This window comes from Prevotella sp. AGR2160, assembly GCF_000424185.1.
GTDB lineage: Bacteria > Bacteroidota > Bacteroidia > Bacteroidales > Bacteroidaceae > Prevotella.
The window spans coordinates 1-17654 of record NZ_AUJK01000027.1 but is presented as its reverse complement, the minus strand read 5'-3'; the positions used below and the strand labels follow the sequence as shown (position 1 = coordinate 17654).

At 52.5% G+C, this 17654-nt stretch carries 12 protein-coding genes, 1 tRNA gene and 2 pseudogenes; 6 read left to right on the top strand and 9 right to left on the bottom strand.

The genetic code is table 11. The features are described from left to right. A pseudogene (locus G604_RS15590) lies at positions 1 to 135 on the bottom strand (IS1380 family transposase); the annotation flags it as partial. A gap of 84 nt (positions 136 to 219) precedes the next feature. Here G604_RS15590 and G604_RS0111820 point away from each other — a divergent pair. After that, on the top strand, positions 220 to 2013 hold the full coding sequence (locus G604_RS0111820) for a 1-deoxy-D-xylulose-5-phosphate synthase (protein WP_028910740.1): 1794 nt from the start codon (positions 220 to 222) through the stop codon (positions 2011 to 2013). A gap of 518 nt (positions 2014 to 2531) precedes the next feature. Here the strand turns inward: G604_RS0111820 and G604_RS0111810 are convergent. Both G604_RS0111810 and G604_RS0111805 read right to left on the bottom strand, forming a co-directional pair. Beyond that, positions 2532 to 4190, bottom strand: a complete 1659-nt coding sequence (locus G604_RS0111810; protein ID WP_028910738.1) for a putative transporter — start codon at positions 4188 to 4190, stop codon at positions 2532 to 2534. A gap of 212 nt (positions 4191 to 4402) precedes the next feature. Continuing rightward, entirely contained in the window at positions 4403 to 5224 is an 822-nt protein-coding gene (locus G604_RS0111805) for a pyridoxamine kinase (RefSeq protein WP_028910737.1), read from the bottom strand. 107 nt (positions 5225 to 5331) lie between these two features. On the opposite strand from G604_RS0111805, the gene G604_RS0111800 reads away from it, so the two are divergent. The 4 genes from G604_RS0111800 (at position 5332) to G604_RS0111780 (ending at position 10068) form a co-directional block, all read left to right on the top strand. Further along, entirely contained in the window at positions 5332 to 7236 is a 1905-nt protein-coding gene (locus G604_RS0111800; protein ID WP_036905651.1) for an AAA domain-containing protein, read from the top strand. Positions 7237 to 7255: 19 nt separating this feature from the next. Next, complete coding sequence (locus G604_RS0111795) at positions 7256 to 8917, top strand: nucleoside kinase (protein ID WP_028910735.1); 1662 nt, start codon at positions 7256 to 7258, stop codon at positions 8915 to 8917. Between the two features lie 221 nt (positions 8918 to 9138). Further along, positions 9139 to 9210 (top strand) — tRNA-Arg (locus G604_RS0111785). 72 nt (positions 9211 to 9282) lie between these two features. Continuing rightward, positions 9283 to 10068, top strand: coding sequence for an ADP-ribosylglycohydrolase family protein (locus G604_RS0111780; protein WP_028910733.1), 786 nt, complete (start codon positions 9283 to 9285; stop codon positions 10066 to 10068). A gap of 118 nt (positions 10069 to 10186) precedes the next feature. Here G604_RS0111780 and G604_RS0111775 read toward each other — a convergent pair whose 3' ends face one another. The 6 genes from G604_RS0111775 to G604_RS0111750 form a co-directional block, all read right to left on the bottom strand. Next, positions 10187 to 10999 carry a DUF3108 domain-containing protein gene (locus G604_RS0111775; RefSeq protein WP_028910732.1) on the bottom strand — a complete coding sequence of 271 codons (813 nt, stop codon included), beginning with the start codon at positions 10997 to 10999 and terminating at the stop codon, positions 10187 to 10189. A 26-nt stretch (positions 11000 to 11025) separates the two neighbouring features. Beyond that, positions 11026 to 13011 (bottom strand): Ig-like domain-containing protein, encoded by a 1986-nt coding sequence (locus tag G604_RS0111770; RefSeq protein ID WP_081657762.1) that lies wholly within the window; start codon positions 13009 to 13011, stop codon positions 11026 to 11028. Beyond that, positions 12977 to 14494 carry a GH3 auxin-responsive promoter family protein gene (locus G604_RS0111765; protein WP_028910730.1) on the bottom strand — a complete coding sequence of 506 codons (1518 nt, stop codon included), beginning with the start codon at positions 14492 to 14494 and terminating at the stop codon, positions 12977 to 12979. The genes G604_RS0111770 and G604_RS0111765 overlap by 35 nt, the downstream gene beginning before the upstream one ends. 58 nt (positions 14495 to 14552) lie before the next feature. Beyond that, positions 14553 to 15587, bottom strand: coding sequence for a ribonuclease III (rnc, locus tag G604_RS0111760; protein WP_028910729.1), 1035 nt, complete (start codon positions 15585 to 15587; stop codon positions 14553 to 14555). Next, positions 15577 to 16842 (bottom strand): beta-ketoacyl-ACP synthase II, encoded by a 1266-nt coding sequence (gene fabF, locus G604_RS0111755; RefSeq protein WP_028910728.1) that lies wholly within the window; start codon positions 16840 to 16842, stop codon positions 15577 to 15579. Before fabF ends, rnc begins: the two co-directional genes overlap by 11 nt. Positions 16843 to 16927: 85 nt before the next feature. After that, on the bottom strand, positions 16928 to 17164 hold the full coding sequence (locus G604_RS0111750) for an acyl carrier protein (RefSeq protein WP_028910727.1): 237 nt from the start codon (positions 17162 to 17164) through the stop codon (positions 16928 to 16930). Positions 17165 to 17410: 246 nt separating this feature from the next. Here G604_RS0111750 and G604_RS0111745 point away from each other — a divergent pair. After that, positions 17411 to 17654, top strand: a pseudogene (locus G604_RS0111745) (DDE transposase); the annotation flags it as partial.

Below are 17654 nucleotides of genomic sequence, written 5' to 3'. Positions count from 1 at the left end.
CAAAACAAGCCCACCATTGGAAGATAGGTCGGGAGCGTCGAAATCTACACGGATTTTCTTATTGATAAGGGCCTTTTGAAGAGAAAAATCTTTTTTCTCTTGATGATCCGGAAATAATGTTGTATCTTTGCACATGAGAAGGATATGTAAACTATTGATTTTCAATACTTCAAAGTTACAAAATTTTGCCGACATGGCAAAATATCCTTCTCTTTTTTTATACCCAAATGTCAGAGGTATGAATTATATAGGTTAGAAAACATCAAGAGTCCGAAAGATATCAAGGGACTCAGCATACAACAGTTGCAGGAAGTGGCGAAGGAAATCCGCCAGGGCATTCTCAATCGTGTCAGTAATCATAGCGGTCACGTCGGTCCGAACCTCGGCTTTGTGGAGGCCACGATAGCCTTGCACTATGTATTCAATGCCCCCGAGGATAAGATCGTCTTCGATGTCAGTCACCAGAGTTATCCCCACAAGATGCTTACGGGGCGCGCTGACGGCTTCCTTCACGTAGAGGATATGAATGCCATCTCCGGTTATTCTTCACCACGAGAGAACGCGGAATATGACAATTTCGAGATCGGCCATACCTCTACCTCCATCGCCCTGGCTTCAGGACTGCAGCGAGGCCGTGACATCCTTGGAGGAAAGGAGAATGTCATCGCTGTCATCGGCGACGGTTCCCTCTCCGGCGGCGAGGCCTTTGAGGGCTTCGACACAGCGGCAGAGAACGGCACCAATATCATTATTGTCGTCAACGACAACGAGATGAGTATCGCCGAGAATCACGGCGGACTCTATCGCAATCTCAAACTCCTGCGTGAGACCAAAGGCAAGGCTGAATGCAACTATTTCCGGGCTATGGGCTTCGACTATCATTACGTGGAAGAAGGCAATGACATTGAGACGCTCATCGCTGCCTTCCGTGGAGTGAAAGATGTAGACCATCCTGTCGTCGTACATATCCATACCGAGAAGGGCCGCGGCTATGCGCCCGCCGTTGCCAACAAAGAAGCCTGGCACTGGCATATGCCGTTCAATATCGCTGATGGCAGTCTGCGCCAGGAGGATAACAGCGAGGATATGGACACGATGCTGGGCGACTGGCTCTTCGAGAAGATGCAGAAAGATCCTAAACTCCTGCTGATCACCGCCGGCACGCCGGCTTCATTCGGCTTTACAAAAGAGCGCCGTGAGGCTGCAGGAAAACAATTCGTGGACACCGGCATCGCCGAAGAGGAAGCTGTAGCACTGGCTTCCGGTGCCGCCAAACGTGGGGCACACCCCGTATTCAGCGATTACGCCACCTTTTTCCAGCGTACCTATGACCAGCTGGCGCAAGACCTGGCTGTCAACGGCAATCCGGCAGTCTTCAATATTCTTGGCTCTACCATCTATGGAATGAACGACTTCACGCATATCTGCTTCTTCGATATTCCGATGATCTCCCATATTCCGAACCTCCATTATCTCGCTCCTACCACCTACGAGGAGCTCATCGCTATGGAGGACTGGGCTATCCGTCAGGAGAAATATGCCGTGGCCATCCGAGTGCCCGAAGGGCCCGTATATCACGCTACGGAAGCCGTAGAGACCGACTACAGTGATATCAACCGCTTCAAGGTGGCGCACCGTGGCAAGGATGTCGCCATTATCGCTGCCGGTAACTTCTTCCAGAAAGGAGAGCAAGTCCGCAAACTCCTGGCCGACAAGGGCATCGATGCCACCCTCGTGAATCCTCGCTGGCTCAGCGGCATCGACGAGCCGTTGCTTGAGGAGCTGAAGCAGGACCACAAACTCGTCATCACCCTTGAGGACGGCAGCCTCGATGGTGGCTTCGGTGAGCGTATCAGCCGTTATTACGGTCCGACCGATATGCGGGTTCTCAACTTCGGTGTCCGCAAGTCCTTATACGACCGCTATGACGTGGAGGAACTGTTGAAAGTCAATCATCTGACAAACGAGCAGATCGCTTCCGATGTCATGGCTGTCCTCTCTTCGCTCCGCTGATTCTATTTTTCCATCCGAAAAGCGGAAGGACCCAATGGATTATATTAGGGAGGGAATGATAGTATTCCCTCCCACTCCCTCTTTTTTGCCCCAAAATTCTCTCACCATAAAATCTTATTCTAGAAAAAGTAAAGAGAAAAATGACATCTCTACATGGCAAAATAAGGACGGGATTCCAAGAAACAACAGAGAAAAATTATTCTGCATCGTGTTTAGAAAATTCTCCACGAAAGATACGATCGTATCTTTCGAAGAAAATCCTCTAAATGTGATGCATAATCTTACAAAAATGGCAAAAAACGAACTGAATTTACATAAATATCCGTATAAACATGCATTGTAAATTTTCAGCAATTATCACCAGCTTTATATATCACTAATAATCAACAAGATACAAACCTCCCTCAAAATTCCCGTATTTCCGTCCATTTGTCCGTTCGGTGAATTCTGTGCGATTCTCAATCCTATACCTACGAGCAAAATAAAGGGAGCGGAAGGGGTGACTGACACAAAATCTCCTACACGAAGAACATGATCAGTATCTGGGCAATGACGACGCGGATGAACATGCCCAGTGGATAAACGGTGGCATAGCTCACGGAGGCTGTGTCACCTTTTAACGTGTCGTTGGCATAGCCCAGGGCCATCGGGTTCGCCATGGAGCCACAGAGGATGCCGCAGATCGTACCGAAGTCATAGTCATGGGTACGCAGGGCGATGAGGCCGATAATGATCACAGGGACGAGCGTGATGAGGAAGCCAATGCCGACCCATGCGAGGCCCTCCGGTCTGACGACGGTGGCGAAGAAATCCTTACCGGCATCAAGGCCCAGACAGGCGAGATAGAGACTCAGCCCGAGCTTGCGGAGCATCAGTGAGGCCGACCGTGTGGTGTAGGAGATGAAGTGTAATTTCGGACCGAGGGCACCCACGAGAATACCCATGATGATCGGACCACCGGCGATGCCGAGGCGGATCGGCGTGTCCATGCCGGGAATAGAGATAGGAATCGTGCCCAAGGCGAGACCGAGGAGCACACCAAGGAAGATCGACCCGATATTCGGTTCGTTGAGCGTCTTCACGGAGTTGCCGAAGAAATGCTCCACATTGTTCACGGCCTCATGGGTGCCGACGACGGTGACGCGGTCACCATACTGCAAGCGCAGGTCATCGGTAGCCAAGAGTTTGATATCTCCACGGATCACACGGCTGACGTTGACGCCGTAGGTCTTGCGCAACTGCAGATGCCCGAGGAGCTTGCCGTTGAGGGCCGTACGCGTGACGACGAGCACACGACTCTCCACATTGGAGTCGATGGCGTTCCAGTCTACTTTCTCGCCGTTCCAGTCCTTGTTGATGCGCTTACCGAAGAGCATCTCCAGCGTCGGCTCCTCCTCCTTATTCGTCACCACGAAGAGTTTGTCGCCCTCATGCAGTACAGTATGGGCCATCGGCATGATCACCTCTCCATTGCGCCACAGACGGGAGATAATAAATTTCAGATGCGTCATCTCACCGACTTCCATAATCTCCTTGCCCTCAATGGCCGGGTTGACGATTACCATCTCAGCGATGTAGGTATGATCCTCCGTCAGCGGCTTGACCTCCAGGTCCTGCGGCTTGACGAAAAACTTACGGATAAAGACCATGGCAATGATCACGCCGACGACACCGAGAGGATAGGTGACAGCCGTCGCCAACGCCACGCTGCCACTGGGCAGGTGCATGTGGGCAAGGGCTTGCGTGGCGGCACCGAGAGCCGGCGTGTTCGTCGTGGCGCCGCAGAGCAGACCGACCATATTCGGCAGACTGACGCCCGTCAGGGGCACAAGGATCAGCGCGAAGACGGTGCCGAGGATGATGACGGCGAGACTCCACAGGTTCAGTGCCATTCCCTCATGGCGCAGGGAGCCAAAGAAGTTCGGCCCCACGTGAAGGCCGAGGGTATAGACGAAGAGCGAGAGACCGAACGTCTCAATATAGTCGAGAACGACGGGATCAATGGACAGTTTCAGATGACCGGCGAGGATGCCGACGAAGAATACGAAGGCGATGCCGAGAGAGATGCCCATGACCTTGATCTTGCCCAGGGCCAGTCCCACGGCAATGATCAGCGACACGACCACGACGGCCTCTATCGACGAATGTGATAAAAATAAAGAATTGATCCAATCCATAATCGCTCTGTTTCTATTCTCTTTGTTTCTGTTTCCTTTTAAAAATCCTATTGCAGGGGCCGTCCCTTGTGGCGGCCCGTCGGCGGTAACGCCGAATTAAACAGGGAATCGTATGCCACAAGAAATGCCGTTCCGGCATCGGGCCGCCACATTTCTGTCCCCCGGGCACGGGGGAATCGAAGGGGGTGGACGGCCCCTGCAATGGCATCGATTTATCTAAGCTCCGCCAGGTTCTGTTCCAACGGAATACCACGGTTCTTATCCTCCTGGTCCTTGTTCTTGTCGATGAGCCGCCACACGCCGTCCATGGCAGCCTGCGTGCTCTCCTGCAGCTTGTCACCATTGAGGATATGGCCGATGAGGATAGCCGAGAAGATGTCGCCCGTGCCGGGGAAATGCACGGGGATCTCATTGTACGGCAGACAGAAGTCCTCATCGGTCTCATGGTTGTAGCCGAAGACCGACGGCTGACCGTCAACGGGGATACTCGTGATGAGCACGCTCTTCGACCCGATCTTCCGGATATGATCGGCAAGGCTGCGGGCCTCATCGCGCGTGACGCCCTCAGCATGATAGCTGCGGCCCGTCAACAGACAGGCCTCGGTATAGTTGGGATAACAGATGTCTGCCACGGAGATCATCTCCCGCATATTCCGAATGATATCTTTTTCAACACCATTATACAACTGCCCCTCATCGCCCATCACGGGATCAACGAAGATCATCGCGCCCTGCGCTGACATGTCCTGACAGAAATGGCTCACGAGATCGGCCTGCCGCTGCGAGACGACATAGCCCGTAGCGATGGCATCAAAACGAAAGCCCATCTTCTTCCATACGGGGAAGACACCGCGGATATAATCAGTGGTATCGAGGAGATGAAAGTCTCCGTATTCGAAGGGGTTGGAGATCAGCATCGTCGGCAAAGAACACGTAGGGATACCAAAATAAGACAGAATCGGCAGCATCGCTGTCGTCGCCACCTTCCCGTAACCGACCAGATCACTGATCAAAAGCAGTTGTTTTTTATTCATCGAATATTCAATTTCGCTGCAAAGTTACTATTTTTTATCCAACGATAGAAAAGAAAAAGAAAAAATTCCTTGGAAATCAAGAATTATCTCCTTATCTTTGCGCTACAATGGCTACACAACAACTATCTCCCATACAAGAGTTGCAAAGGCAACGGATGCTCCTGCAGCTCGAATATCTCGAAGAGAAGGAAGCCTTCCGAAAACAGACGGAGACCATCGGACTGCAACGGAAGGTGAAACGCGGCGATGCCTGGTTTCCCGTCTCCGTGGGCAGAAGCTATTACAACGCGCTCAACCAGATGACGCTGGAAGTGCTGCGGACGGCTGACCAGGACATCGAGCATAACTTCGAGTTCGGACGGCCCGTGGCCTTCTTCACCGTCACGAAAGAAAACAAGCTGAAATATTTCAACTTCACGGCGACCGTCAACTTCGTCGACGGCGACCGCATGGCTCTCATCATCCCTGACAACGGAAAGGTCATCGATATCCAGAGCTGTGAGACGCCCGTCGGCATACAGCTCTTCTTCGATGAGACAAGCTATAAGATGATGTTCGACGCCCTCGACCGTGTCACCAAGGCGAAGAACAACCGACTGGCCTACCTCCGTGACCTCTTCTACAGTCACCAGAAGGCGCAGAAGTTCTCCTTCGACCCCATCCGTTTCCCTTGGCTCAATCCCACGCAGGAGAGAGCCGTCAACGAGGTGCTGTGGGCCAAGGATGTCGCCATCGTCCACGGCCCTCCCGGCACGGGAAAGACGACGACACTCGTCGAGGCCATCAACGAGACGCTCATGCGGGAGAGTCAGGTGATGGTCTGCGCGCAGAGCAACATGGCCGTCGACTGGATCTGCGAGAAACTCGTCGACCGCGGCATCAACGTGCTGCGCATCGGCAACCCCACGAAGGTCAACGACAAGATGCTTTCGTTCACCTACGAGCGCCGCTTTGAGAGCCATCCCGAATACCCGCAGCTGTGGGCCATCCGCAAAGCCATCCGACAGCTCCGCGGACAGCGGAAGAACCGCAACGACAGTTATCATCAGAAACTTGAGCGCCTCAAAGACCGCGCCACGGCTCTGGAGATCCGCATCAACAGTGAACTCTTCGGCGAGGCACGCGTCATCGCCTCTACCCTCGTAGGCTCCGCCAACCGCCTTCTGGAAGGACAGCATTTCACGACACTCTTCATCGACGAGGCGGCACAGGCCCTCGAAGCAGCCTGCTGGATCCCTATCCGGCGTGTCAGCCGCGTCATCTTCGCCGGTGACCACTGTCAGCTGCCGCCGACGGTGAAGAGCATCCGTGCCCTCCAGCTCGGCCTCGGCAAGACGCTCATGGAGCGTATCGTGGAGAACAAGCCGGAGTGTGTCACCCTCCTGAAGATCCAGTATCGTATGAACGAGAAGATCATGCGCTTCTCCTCCGATTGGTTCTACCATGGTGAGGTGGAGAGTGCGCCACAGGTTAAATACCGCGGCATCCTCGATTACGATGAGCCCATGGAATGGCGGACGGTCCCCGATTGTACGGACATGACTGATTCTGATCCCCAAAACGGCGAATCTTTCATCGGCGAATCTTTCGGACGTATTAACAAACGGGAGGCCAACTATACGCTGCAAGTCCTCGAAGATTACTTCACGAAAATCGGCAAGCAGCGGATCCTTGACGAACAGATCGATGTCGGTGTCATCTCACCTTATCGGGCACAGGTACAGTACCTCCGCCGGCTCATCCAAAAGCGGGAGTTCTTCAAGCCCTTCCGCCGCCTCATCACCGTCAACACCGTCGACGGCTTCCAAGGCCAGGAGCGCGACGTCATCATCCTCTCGATGGTACGCAGCAACAGTAAGGGCGAGATCGGCTTCCTCCGTGATCTCCGACGCATAAATGTCGCCATCACGCGCGCCCGCATGAAACTCATCATCATCGGTGATCCCGCCACCCTCACCCGCCATCCCTTCTACAAGCGACTGTGGGAGTACTGCCACCCGGAGGAAAAGTAAAAAAGTAAAGAAGTAAAATATGAAAGAAACTGTTCTTATCAATCTGCTGAACAACCAGAAGACACTGCGTGTCCCCACGGGGAGCACGCTGAGTGAGATCTATGCGCTCTCGGGACTGAACATGAAATACGGTCCCGTCTCCGGCCGTGTCAACAACAAGGTGGAAGGACTCCACTATCGTGTCTACACCAACAAGGACGTGGAATTTCTCGACATGACATCGCCGTCGGCATCACGCAACTACACGCGTACGCTCTTCTTCGTCCTCTCCAAGGCCGTCCACGACCTCTATCCACATTCCGATGTCGTCATCGATATCCCCGTCTCCCACGGCTATTTCGTCAACGCCCATATCGGTCACCCCATCACACCGAAAGACGCCGAAGAGATCAAGGCTCAGATGCAGAAGATCATTGACGCCCATATCCCTATCGCACGCCATGTCGTCCATACCTCCGATGCCGCGAAGATGTTCCGTGAGAAAGGCGACGAGGCCAAGGCCAAGCTCCTCGAGAGCGACGGCGACCTCTACACCACCTATTATCAGATCGGCGATTATGTGGACTATTATTATGGCTCCCTGCTGACAAACACAAAGGGACTGTATCTCTTCGACCTCATCCCTTATTACGACGGACTGCTGCTGCGCATCCCCGATCTGAAAGATCCCGGTAAGCTCCCGCAGCTCACCCGACAGAAAAAGATGTTTGAGATCTTCAAGGAGCACCACGACTGGCAGAAGATTATCGGTATCCGCACCGTCGGCGACTTCAACGAGGCCGTTGCCAACGGGGACACGTCCACGCTCATCAATGTCTCAGAGGCTCTTCAGGAGAAAAAGCTCGCCGCCATCGCCGACACCATCGCCGCCAACCGTGACATCAAGCTCGTCCTTCTCGCCGGACCATCCTCGTCCGGTAAGACAACAACCTGCAAACGACTGTCGATCCAGTTGGTTACGAATGGTATCAAACCGCTGCAGATCTCTCTCGACGACTATTTCGTCGACCGTGACCGCACGCCGAAGGATGCCAATGGAGAATATGACTACGAGAGTATTTATGCTCTCGACCTCGAACTCATCAACAAGCAGTTCAACGCCCTCTTCCGCGGTGAGGAGATCGAACTGCCGAAATACAACTTCCAGACGGGAAAGAGCGGGAAGAGCGGAAAAAAACTCAAAATGGAACCCAACAACGTACTCGTCGTAGAGGGTATCCACGCCCTCAACCCCGAGTTGACGGCACAGATCCCCGAGGCCCAGAAGTTCCGCGTCTATGTCTCCGCGCTGACGACGATTCTCCTCGACGACCACAACTACATCCCCACGACCGACAACCGGCTGCTGCGGCGCATCATCCGCGACTATAAATACCGTGGCGTCAACGCCCAGGAGACGATCCACCGCTGGCCGAGCGTGCGAAAGGGTGAGGATAAATGGATTTTCCCCTATCAGGAGAATGCCAACGTGATGTTCAACAGTGCCCTGCTCTTCGAACTCGCCGTTATCAAGACACAGGCTGAGCCGCTGCTGCAACAGGTGCCGGAGAACTGCGAGGAATACAGTGAGGCTTATCGGTTGCTGAAATTCCTGAAATATTTCAAGCCCGTGAGCTACCGCGATATTCCGCCGACGAGTCTCCTCCGTGAGTTCCTCGGTGGCAGCTCGTTTAAATATTAAAGCCTCACCCCCAACCCCTCTCCAAAGGAGAGGGGAGTGATATGCCTCTTCCCTATCGTAGGGACTTGATTTATCATGATCCAAACCGGGAATTGCAGGGGCCGTCCCTTGTGGCGGCCCGCCGTCGGAACGACGGATGTTTCCATGGATGCTACCACGTTTTTCCCTGCATTCTCTTGGAATTCCAAAAAATATTTGTATCTTTGCAATCCATAAGCAGGGGCTTCGTAGTTCAATGGATAGAACGGAGGTTTCCTAAACCTTTGATCTGGGTTCGATTCCCAGCGAAGTCACTCCCTCATACCCTATTCTATTGTGATCTATAGAAATCTATAGCGATCTATAACGATAAAACTATAACGATTATGCTTGGCGCTATCATAGGAGACATTGTCGGCAGCCGCTTCGAATTCGGAGAGGCCCCGAAGAAAGATTTCACGTTGTTTACTGACGACTGTGGCTATACCGACGACACGATCTGTACCGTCGCCATCGCCGATGCTATCCTCCACGAAAGGAGCTATCAGGAGAGTCTGCGCGACTGGTGCCACCGCTATCCCCGTCCTATGGGTGGCTACGGCGGACGCTTCCAGGACTGGCTGGAGAGCGACGATCCGCATCCTTACGGCAGCTACGGCAACGGATCGGCCATGCGCGTGAGTCCCGTGGGCTGGCTCTTCCAGGACTATCACGACGTCATGAACGAAGCGAAAGCCTCCGCGGCATGCACGCACAATAGTGAGGAAGGCATCACAGGAGCCCAATGCGTCGCCACAGTGATCTATTGGCTCCGCACGTGCAGAATCAACCGCGACGAGGTAGAGAGCGCCGTACAGCGCAATTTTCACTATTCTTTGCCGACGATAGAGGAAGTGATGAAGATCGGCCGCACAGGCCATTTCGATGCTACGTGCTCCGAGACGGTCCCCATGGCCGTGCGCTGTTTCCTGGAGAGCGAGAATTTCGAGGATGCCGTCCGCAAGGCCGTCCTCGCCGACGGTGACACCGACACGAAGGGCGCCATCACCGGCTCCATCGCTGAGGCTTACTTCGATATCCCCGACAACATCACCGAGAAAGCCCTCTCCTATCTCCCCAAGGATATGCTGGAGATCATTGACGAGTTTATCGACACCATCGGAAAAGAATAATCGTATGCGGCCGCCTTGTTGCGGCCACACAAGGCTGATGGAGATATGGTAAAGACTTCATATCTCCCCAACAAAAAAGGCGCCCAAACGGACGCCTTTTTTATGGCTTGAAAATATATTATCTTACGATGGAGGTCATTGGGTTCCGGATGCCCTTCATACCGACGAGGAAGGCCTTGGCACTGCCAAACTTCAGGAACATGTCAAGACGGATAGGCACATGGTTCTGATCGTCGGAGATAAAGAAGTCGACGATATGCCGCCATTTACCATCCTCCCGCTCATAGTAGGACAAGCGCAGACAACGGTATTTCACGCCGTTATCGCCCTTGATGGTCGTCTTTCCCGTAAAACGGAGCTGGGCGGGATCAATATTGTCGCCATCAGCGATGGGGAAACTGACCACATGGCCTTTCTTCCAGTTCAGCGGCTCAAAGGAACGGGCACGGAGGAAGATATTCAGCATGTCGTAGACACAGTCATTCAACGTGCGCTGTTTCCACTCATTTCTATGCTGTGGCGTTAGTTTATGCTGGCGGATATGCTGGCGGCCATTGGGATAGCTGTAGAATACCTCGTCGACATAATAACGACTTCCCTCACGGGCACCCTTACGGAAATAGAGCGGGGCCATCTGCAAAGAGGAATAGCAGAGAAGGGTATCACGGAGAACGAAGAAGTCATCGACACGATGGTTGCCTCTCGTCGTCAGCGAACAGCGGTAGGCCGGTGTGCCACGGTAGTTGCTCTTCACGACATACATCGATGCCGAGCCTGCTTTCACCCATACGAACTTCCAGTTGTAATAGAGGTTGTACGTAAGGAACTCCCCCGGGTTGAAAGCCGTGTTCCGGAAGGTACACTGCGCCTTGACCCCTAAGGAGGAGCACAGGAGCAACAGGGTAACGAATAAAATCTTGAATGTCTTCATAAGCATGATCTTAATGATTAAACATCTTATTTTTGTTTCAGATAGTCCGGCAGAGGAATGCCCAACTTTTTGGCGCGGTCGGCATTCTTATGCTGGATAGTCTTCTGCTTTTCTCCTTTCTGCTTCGTGATGGCGCCGGGTTTCTGACGGGCAAGAGGCAGGGCCGTAGGATTCCAGTTCTCCGTGAGGTCCCATTTGGCCTTGCATTCGAGCTCACGAGGATAATAATAGACGGGCTCGGGCTGACGGTCAGCAGCATAGTCACCGGTATCCCAGCGGCCGTTGTCATTCTCGTCCTCAAACATCCGCAGATAGTATTTCCCCGGTGAGAGGTAATAGAACTCCGCCGTACCGTTCTTCGTCCTGACTTCCTTGACAGGCTTGTCACTGCTGTCAAGGAGCTGCACGACGCACGCCTTGCCTTTCATACCCTCAAGGGTCATGAAGAGTGATGAGTATTCATCGAGATTCTTGACCTTAAAACCTTGCTTGATCTTTGCGTTCAAGCGACCGTAAATATCCGTAAAGGCCGCGGAGTCAATCTCCAGACTGTATTCGATATCCGGACGCCACTCGGCCCGCAGAAGATAATTACGGGCCTGCAGATGGTCGATTCTGAACTTGGCCCGGTACCACAGACTGTCGTGCTTGGCATAGAGATGGATCATCGACGTATCCATACGGGCCAACGGGGCAGGGAAAGAGATGGCTACATTCTCATCGGGATCCATACTGCCCTGTACCTTGATCTCCGGCTTCAGCGCCTCTGCGGGCATGATGGAGTCATAGGGCTCGCCACGGTCCTTGAGTTTCTTCTGCCGCTTCTCCCAATCCTTCACCTGCCGCTCTTTCTCCTTCAACCGTCGGGCATAACTGGTCTTCGCAAGGACCTCCAGCGTATCGGTAGCAGGCACCAGTTTCCCAAGACTGTCCGTCTTCTGATAGGTCATCTGCAACCGCAGCGTATCCTGGTTGACGAGGGCGGTATCACGCAGCCAGTAGGTGATGGTATCCTTGCGGTCGTTAGCCTCAATGATAAAGGCATCCTTACTGTTGAAATTCAAGCCTTTCAGCTCCGGCAATTGGCTGTCGCCATAACTGAAGAAGAGGGTGAAATGATCAGCGTTCTTCCGGTCGGCTTTGAGAAAATAACGGTCGGTGAGCGTCTCCGTGAAGGCTCGTAGACAGATATCATCGGGAAGGAAATGGGTGTAGCCCACAGGCTTGATCGACGCAATATGGAGACTGTCACGCCAGATGGTATCCTGGCGCGTGTCGGCCTTACAAGAAGGTACAACGATATCGTGACTGAACGCCAATTTCTCACCTTTCTGCGACCAGAAGAAGTTGTTGTCCATATCCTGAAGGGCATAGACACGGTAACGGCCCGGCGCAATTCCCTTGATGACAAAATGGCCATTGTCATCCGTACGACTGACACGCAGCATCGGTTGTTTGGCAAAAGCACTGTCAGCGAGATCACTGTACAATCCCACGAGGATTCCTTTCACAGGCTCGAGGTTAGAGGCGTCGAGGACGGTGCCGCTGACCTCGAGGGTGTCGATGACATCTCCCGTAGAGAAACTATAGGTATAACTGCCCAAGGGATTACCCTCGTTATTGTCACTGATGGCGTCGGAGAAGTCAATGGTATAGGTCGTATTCGCCTTCAGCGAGTCCTTCAGACTCACCTTGATCTCCTTTCCCGTGGCCTTGATCTCCGGCTGTTCGAGCTGCGGCGGGGAGACAATGACCTTCGACGTGGCATCATCGATCTTGATGAACTCGTCGAAATTGATCGTCACCTTCTTACTCTTGACATGCAGCGCCTTATCAGCTGGCGTGGCCCCGACGACATGCGGCGGTGTCTCGTCATACCATCCTCCATCGGGATTGCCCATCCTGGCGCAGGAAGATAAAAGTAAAAAAGCAAAGAAGATAAGGCCTAACCAAGCCTTCCCAAAGGGAAAGATGTCCTTATGCTTCTTTCTGTTGTAACTGTAACAGCTCATCGATATTCTTTCTACTATTACTGAGTCTGGGCACCTTATGCTGGCCACCGAGCTTACCCTTCGCCTTCAGCCAGTCGTTGAAGAGATTCTCGCGGGCCTCGATGACCTCGAGATGCTGCAACGTGACATCATGCGACCGCTTGGCCTCATAGTCACTGTTGATCTCCTGCAAACGACGGTCGAGACAATCGCTGAAATGCTGCAGACTGTCCGGCTCCTTGGCGAACTCGATGAGCCACTGGTGCCGGCATTTGGCATGCTCGTCCATATACACCGGTGCCGCCGTGTATTCGCGCACCTGAGCGCCCGTCTGCTCACAGGCATAGGCGAGACCTTTTTCGGCATTGTCCATGATGAGTTCCTCACCGAAAGCATTGATGAAGTATTTCGTACGACCGGTGATGACGAACTTATACGGATTGGTGCTCGTGAACATCACCGTGTCACCGATCATATAGCGCCACAAGCCGCAACTCGTCGTGATGACCATGGCATAGTTGACATTCGTCTTCACGCCCTCCAACGGCACCACCGTAGGGTTGTCCGTGCCAAACTCATCCATGGGAATAAACTCGTAGAATACGCCATAGTCAAGCATGAGCAACATAGAATGATCTGTAGGATCATCCTGAAGGCCGAAGAAACCCTCGGAGGCGTTATATGTCTCCATATAGTTCATCCCCGGCTTCGTGATGAGCTGCTCATACTGCTGACGGTAAGGCGTGAAAGCAATACCACCGTGGAAAAACACTTCCAGATTCGGCCATACCTCCTCGAGATGCTGCTTGCCACTCAGCTCCAGGACACGTACGAGGACACTGAGCATCCATGACGGCACGCCACTGATATTCGTGACATTCTTATGCATCGTCTCACGGGCGATGCGGTCGCGCTTCACCTCGAAATCGGAGAGCAGCGCCGTGGCCTTCTTCGGCACACGCACGAGATTGGCAATAGGATTGATGTTCTCAATGAGAATGGCACTGAGATCACCTACTAAAGAGCCGGCAACATTATAGTTGGGAGAATGACTGCCACCGAGGATCAAGCTGCGGCCATCGAAGAGACGGCTCTCAGGATGGTTACGGAGATAAAAGGCTACACAATCGGCACCACCTTTATAATGGATGTCATGGAGACCGTCCTGGGAGACGGGGATAAACTTACTCTTATCGTTCGTCGTGCCCGAACTCTTCGCATACCATTTCACAAGACCGGGCCAGAGCACATTCTCTTCACCATGACGCATACGGTCAATATCCCCTTTCAACTCCTCATAGGTGTTAACGGGGATATTGGCAGCAAACTCATTATAGTTATGGGTGACATTCAGACTATGCTTGACGCCATATTCCGTATCGCGTCCCTTGGCAATCAACTGTTGCAACACACGCTCCTGGAGCTCCACACCATGCGAGCGGTGCTGCTCCAACGCTTTTAGACGGGGACGGAATAAGGGGCGTACTAATTTTGTTATACTCATGTGTTCTTTAGCTAACAAATCTTTTCACACAAGGAAAGACAACAAGGAAAAGAGCTGCTTACTCTTGACGGTAAGCATCCTCCTCGGCCTTGGCGATGATCTCTTCCTGAGAGAGAGCCTCCTGACGCTGTTCGGCCTGACGGTACATCGGACTATGACGTACAGACTTCTTCTCACGGGGTTCACCATCTATATTGTACACACGTTCTTCAAAAGCCGTGCGATGCTTGTCTTCCTCATCGATATCCTTCGTAACGATGAAATCATCATGACCGCCGTCGATATCAGGAACATCAACGACAGGCTCCTCCTCCATCTTCGTACGCGCGGTCTTGGCGGCAAAGACGGAATCAATGAACTTCGGCTGCTTGCGCAACTTCTCGAGCGTCAGCTTAGAGGCCTTCTGCTGGCTCTCCTTCTTCGAGAACCCCTCGCCCGTACATCCGTCAACGCCTTCAAGTACAGTCTTGTATTTGAAGACGGGACTGCCGTTCTGGTCTTTACCTTCCGAGATGCTGGCGAACTCTATCTGTACTTTGTTACGTTGACTCCACTCGATGAGCTTGCTCTTGAAGTTCACTTCTTTATAGGCTACCTTGTCAATATTGACCATCTCCTTCAGGATACGGTCCCTCATAAACGTCATACAAGCCTCATAGCCTCTGTCGAGATAGAGCGCTCCGACAAGAGCCTCAAAAGCATTACCGCCAAGGTAGCTGTTATGACTGGCCGCACGGCCGCTGGAGAGGACGAGATCACTGATTCCCATTTCCTTGGCCAGCTTGCCAAGAGAGGCACGGGAGACGAGCTTCGAACGCGTATTCGTCAAGAAACCCTCGCGCTTGCCGGGGAAATGCTGGAAGACAATATCGCCGACGATGGCATCGAGGATGGCATCGCCGAGAAACTCCAACCGCTCATTATTCACCGGGCGCCCCTTCGCGTTACGGTGCATGATACTCTTGTGCATCAGCGCCTGCTGGTAGAGGGTGATATTATGGGGATAGATCCCGATAATCTTGTATAAAGACAAATAAAGCTCCCTATCCTTACGGAAACGGAGCTTTATACGGTCTATGATATTACTCAGCATACTTCTTGAAAATCACACAGGCATTATGACCGCCAAAGCCGAAGGTGTTGCTCAGAGCAGCACGGACCTCGCGTTTCTGTGCCTTGTTGAAAGTGAAGTTCATGTTGTAGTCCAGCTCCGGATCATCATCGCCTTCGGCGTGATTGATCGTCGGCGGGACAATATCATTCTTCACACTCAGCACACAGACCATAGCCTCTACAGCACCGGCGGCACCGAGGAGGTGACCTGTCATGGACTTCGTGGAAGAGATATTCAGCTTGTAAGCCTGATCACCGAAGACATCCTTGATGGCCTTGGCCTCAGAGAGATCACCGACATGCGTCGATGTGCCATGGACATTAATATAGTCGATATCCTCGGGCTTCATGCCTGCATCGTCGAGGGCAGCCTGCATCACGAGCTTGGCACCGAGACCCTCAGGATGGGAAGCGGTGATGTGATAAGCGTCAGCGCTCATACCCTCACCGACCATCTCGGCGTAGATCTTCGCACCACGGGCCTTGGCATGCTCCAGTTCCTCAAGGATGAGACAGCCGGAGCCTTCACCCATCACGAAACCATCACGGCTCGCACTGAACGGACGACTGGCATGCTCAGGATCATCATTACGCGTGGACAGGGCCTTCATGGAGTTGAAACCACCGACACCACAAGCGCAGATAGCAGCCTCGGCACCACCACCGAGAATCATGTCAGCCTTTCCGAGACGGATCAGATTGAAAGCATCTGCCAGCGCATTGCTGGAAGAGGCACAGGCACTCGTCGTTGTGTAGTTGGGGCCATGGAATCCGAAATGGATGGAGATCTGTCCACTGGCGATATCCGCAATCATCTTCGGGATGAAGAACGGAGAGAACATCGGGCCCTTCTCCTCCTTGTTCAACGCATAATATTCTACTTCTTCCTCGAAGGTCTTGATACCACCGATACCCACGCCGTAGATGACGCCGATACGGTTCTTGTCAACCTTCTCAAGATCGATACCACTGTCGTTGACAGCCTGAATGGCAGAGACCATAGCCATCTGACAGTAACGGTCCATCTTGCGCGCCTCCTTACGATCGAGGTAGTCCATCGGCTTGAAGTTCTTCACCTCACAAGCAAAATGGGTCTTGAAACGGGAAGCGTCGAAAAGGGTAATGGGAGCGGCACCACTCTTGCCGGCAACGAGGTTCTCCCAAGTCTCCTCAGGAGTGTTGCCCACGGGCGTCACGGCACCGAGTCCTGTTACGACAACTCTTTTTAATTCCATTCTAATGTTGGTATTAATAAAATCGCAGATAGGTGTCTCAAGGACATAATCTGGCCTTCAGACACCTATCACTATCGGTTGCTATTTACTTAGCGTGCTCCTCAATGTACTTGATAGCGTCACCAACGGTAGCAATCTTCTCAGCCTGATCATCGGGGATAGAGATGGAGAACTCCTTCTCGAACTCCATGATGAGCTCTACGGTGTCGAGAGAATCAGCACCGAGATCATTTGTGAAACTTGCTTCGGGCTTTACCTCTGCCTCGTCAACACCGAGCTTGTCTACGATGATAGACTTTACTTTGTTTTCAATTTCTGACATAACTGTAACTTTTAGAATGTTGTTTAATTATTTTCTTTTTCAAAAATCGCTGCAAAGTAACAACTTTTTTTGCGATTTACCAAAAAAAATCAAGGGAAAAGCATTATTTTTGCACAACAAACCTAATTCTGTGCAGTAAAAATCGGCCCAAGGGGGATTGTCCGTGGCAGGCGGATGCCGCTGCCTAACCAAAGAACTTGATATGATAGCGTGCTAAAACTATTTTTTTTGCTTACCTTTGCGGTCATGGAACAAGAAAAGATAGACTTCTACAAAGGTTTAGCGATATATATCCTCCCCGAGGGCGTGACTAACTACTTTGACGTGGTGGACTTCAACGAGCAGCCAGCCAAAGATCACGGGAAGCTTTACAAGACCGAGCTTCACATATATCTTGATGAGAAGGACAATCGTCCAGAGGGCTTTGATGGCGTCAAGTCAAACGGCTTCGGTGAAGAGAGGATGATATACGACTTCCCTGTTCGCAACC

Bases quoted from the DNA above. Each gene is read 5' to 3' on its own strand.
- G604_RS0111810 (WP_028910738.1), bottom strand. From the start codon at position 4,190: ATGGATTGGATCAATTCTTTATTTTTATCACATTCGTCGATAGAGGCC.
- G604_RS0111805 (WP_028910737.1), bottom strand. From the start codon at position 5,224: ATGAATAAAAAACAACTGCTTTTGATCAGTGATCTGGTCGGTTACGGG.
- G604_RS0111800 (WP_036905651.1), top strand. From the start codon at position 5,332: ATGGCTACACAACAACTATCTCCCATACAAGAGTTGCAAAGGCAACGG.
- G604_RS0111795 (WP_028910735.1), top strand. From the start codon at position 7,256: ATGAAAGAAACTGTTCTTATCAATCTGCTGAACAACCAGAAGACACTG.
- G604_RS0111780 (WP_028910733.1), top strand. From the start codon at position 9,283: ATGCTTGGCGCTATCATAGGAGACATTGTCGGCAGCCGCTTCGAATTC.
- G604_RS0111775 (WP_028910732.1), bottom strand. From the start codon at position 10,999: ATGAAGACATTCAAGATTTTATTCGTTACCCTGTTGCTCCTGTGCTCC.
- G604_RS0111770 (WP_081657762.1), bottom strand. From the start codon at position 13,011: ATGAGCTGTTACAGTTACAACAGAAAGAAGCATAAGGACATCTTTCCC.
- G604_RS0111765 (WP_028910730.1), bottom strand. From the start codon at position 14,494: ATGAGTATAACAAAATTAGTACGCCCCTTATTCCGTCCCCGTCTAAAA.
- rnc (WP_028910729.1), bottom strand. From the start codon at position 15,587: ATGCTGAGTAATATCATAGACCGTATAAAGCTCCGTTTCCGTAAGGAT.
- fabF (WP_028910728.1), bottom strand. From the start codon at position 16,842: ATGGAATTAAAAAGAGTTGTCGTAACAGGACTCGGTGCCGTGACGCCC.
- G604_RS0111750 (WP_028910727.1), bottom strand. From the start codon at position 17,164: ATGTCAGAAATTGAAAACAAAGTAAAGTCTATCATCGTAGACAAGCTC.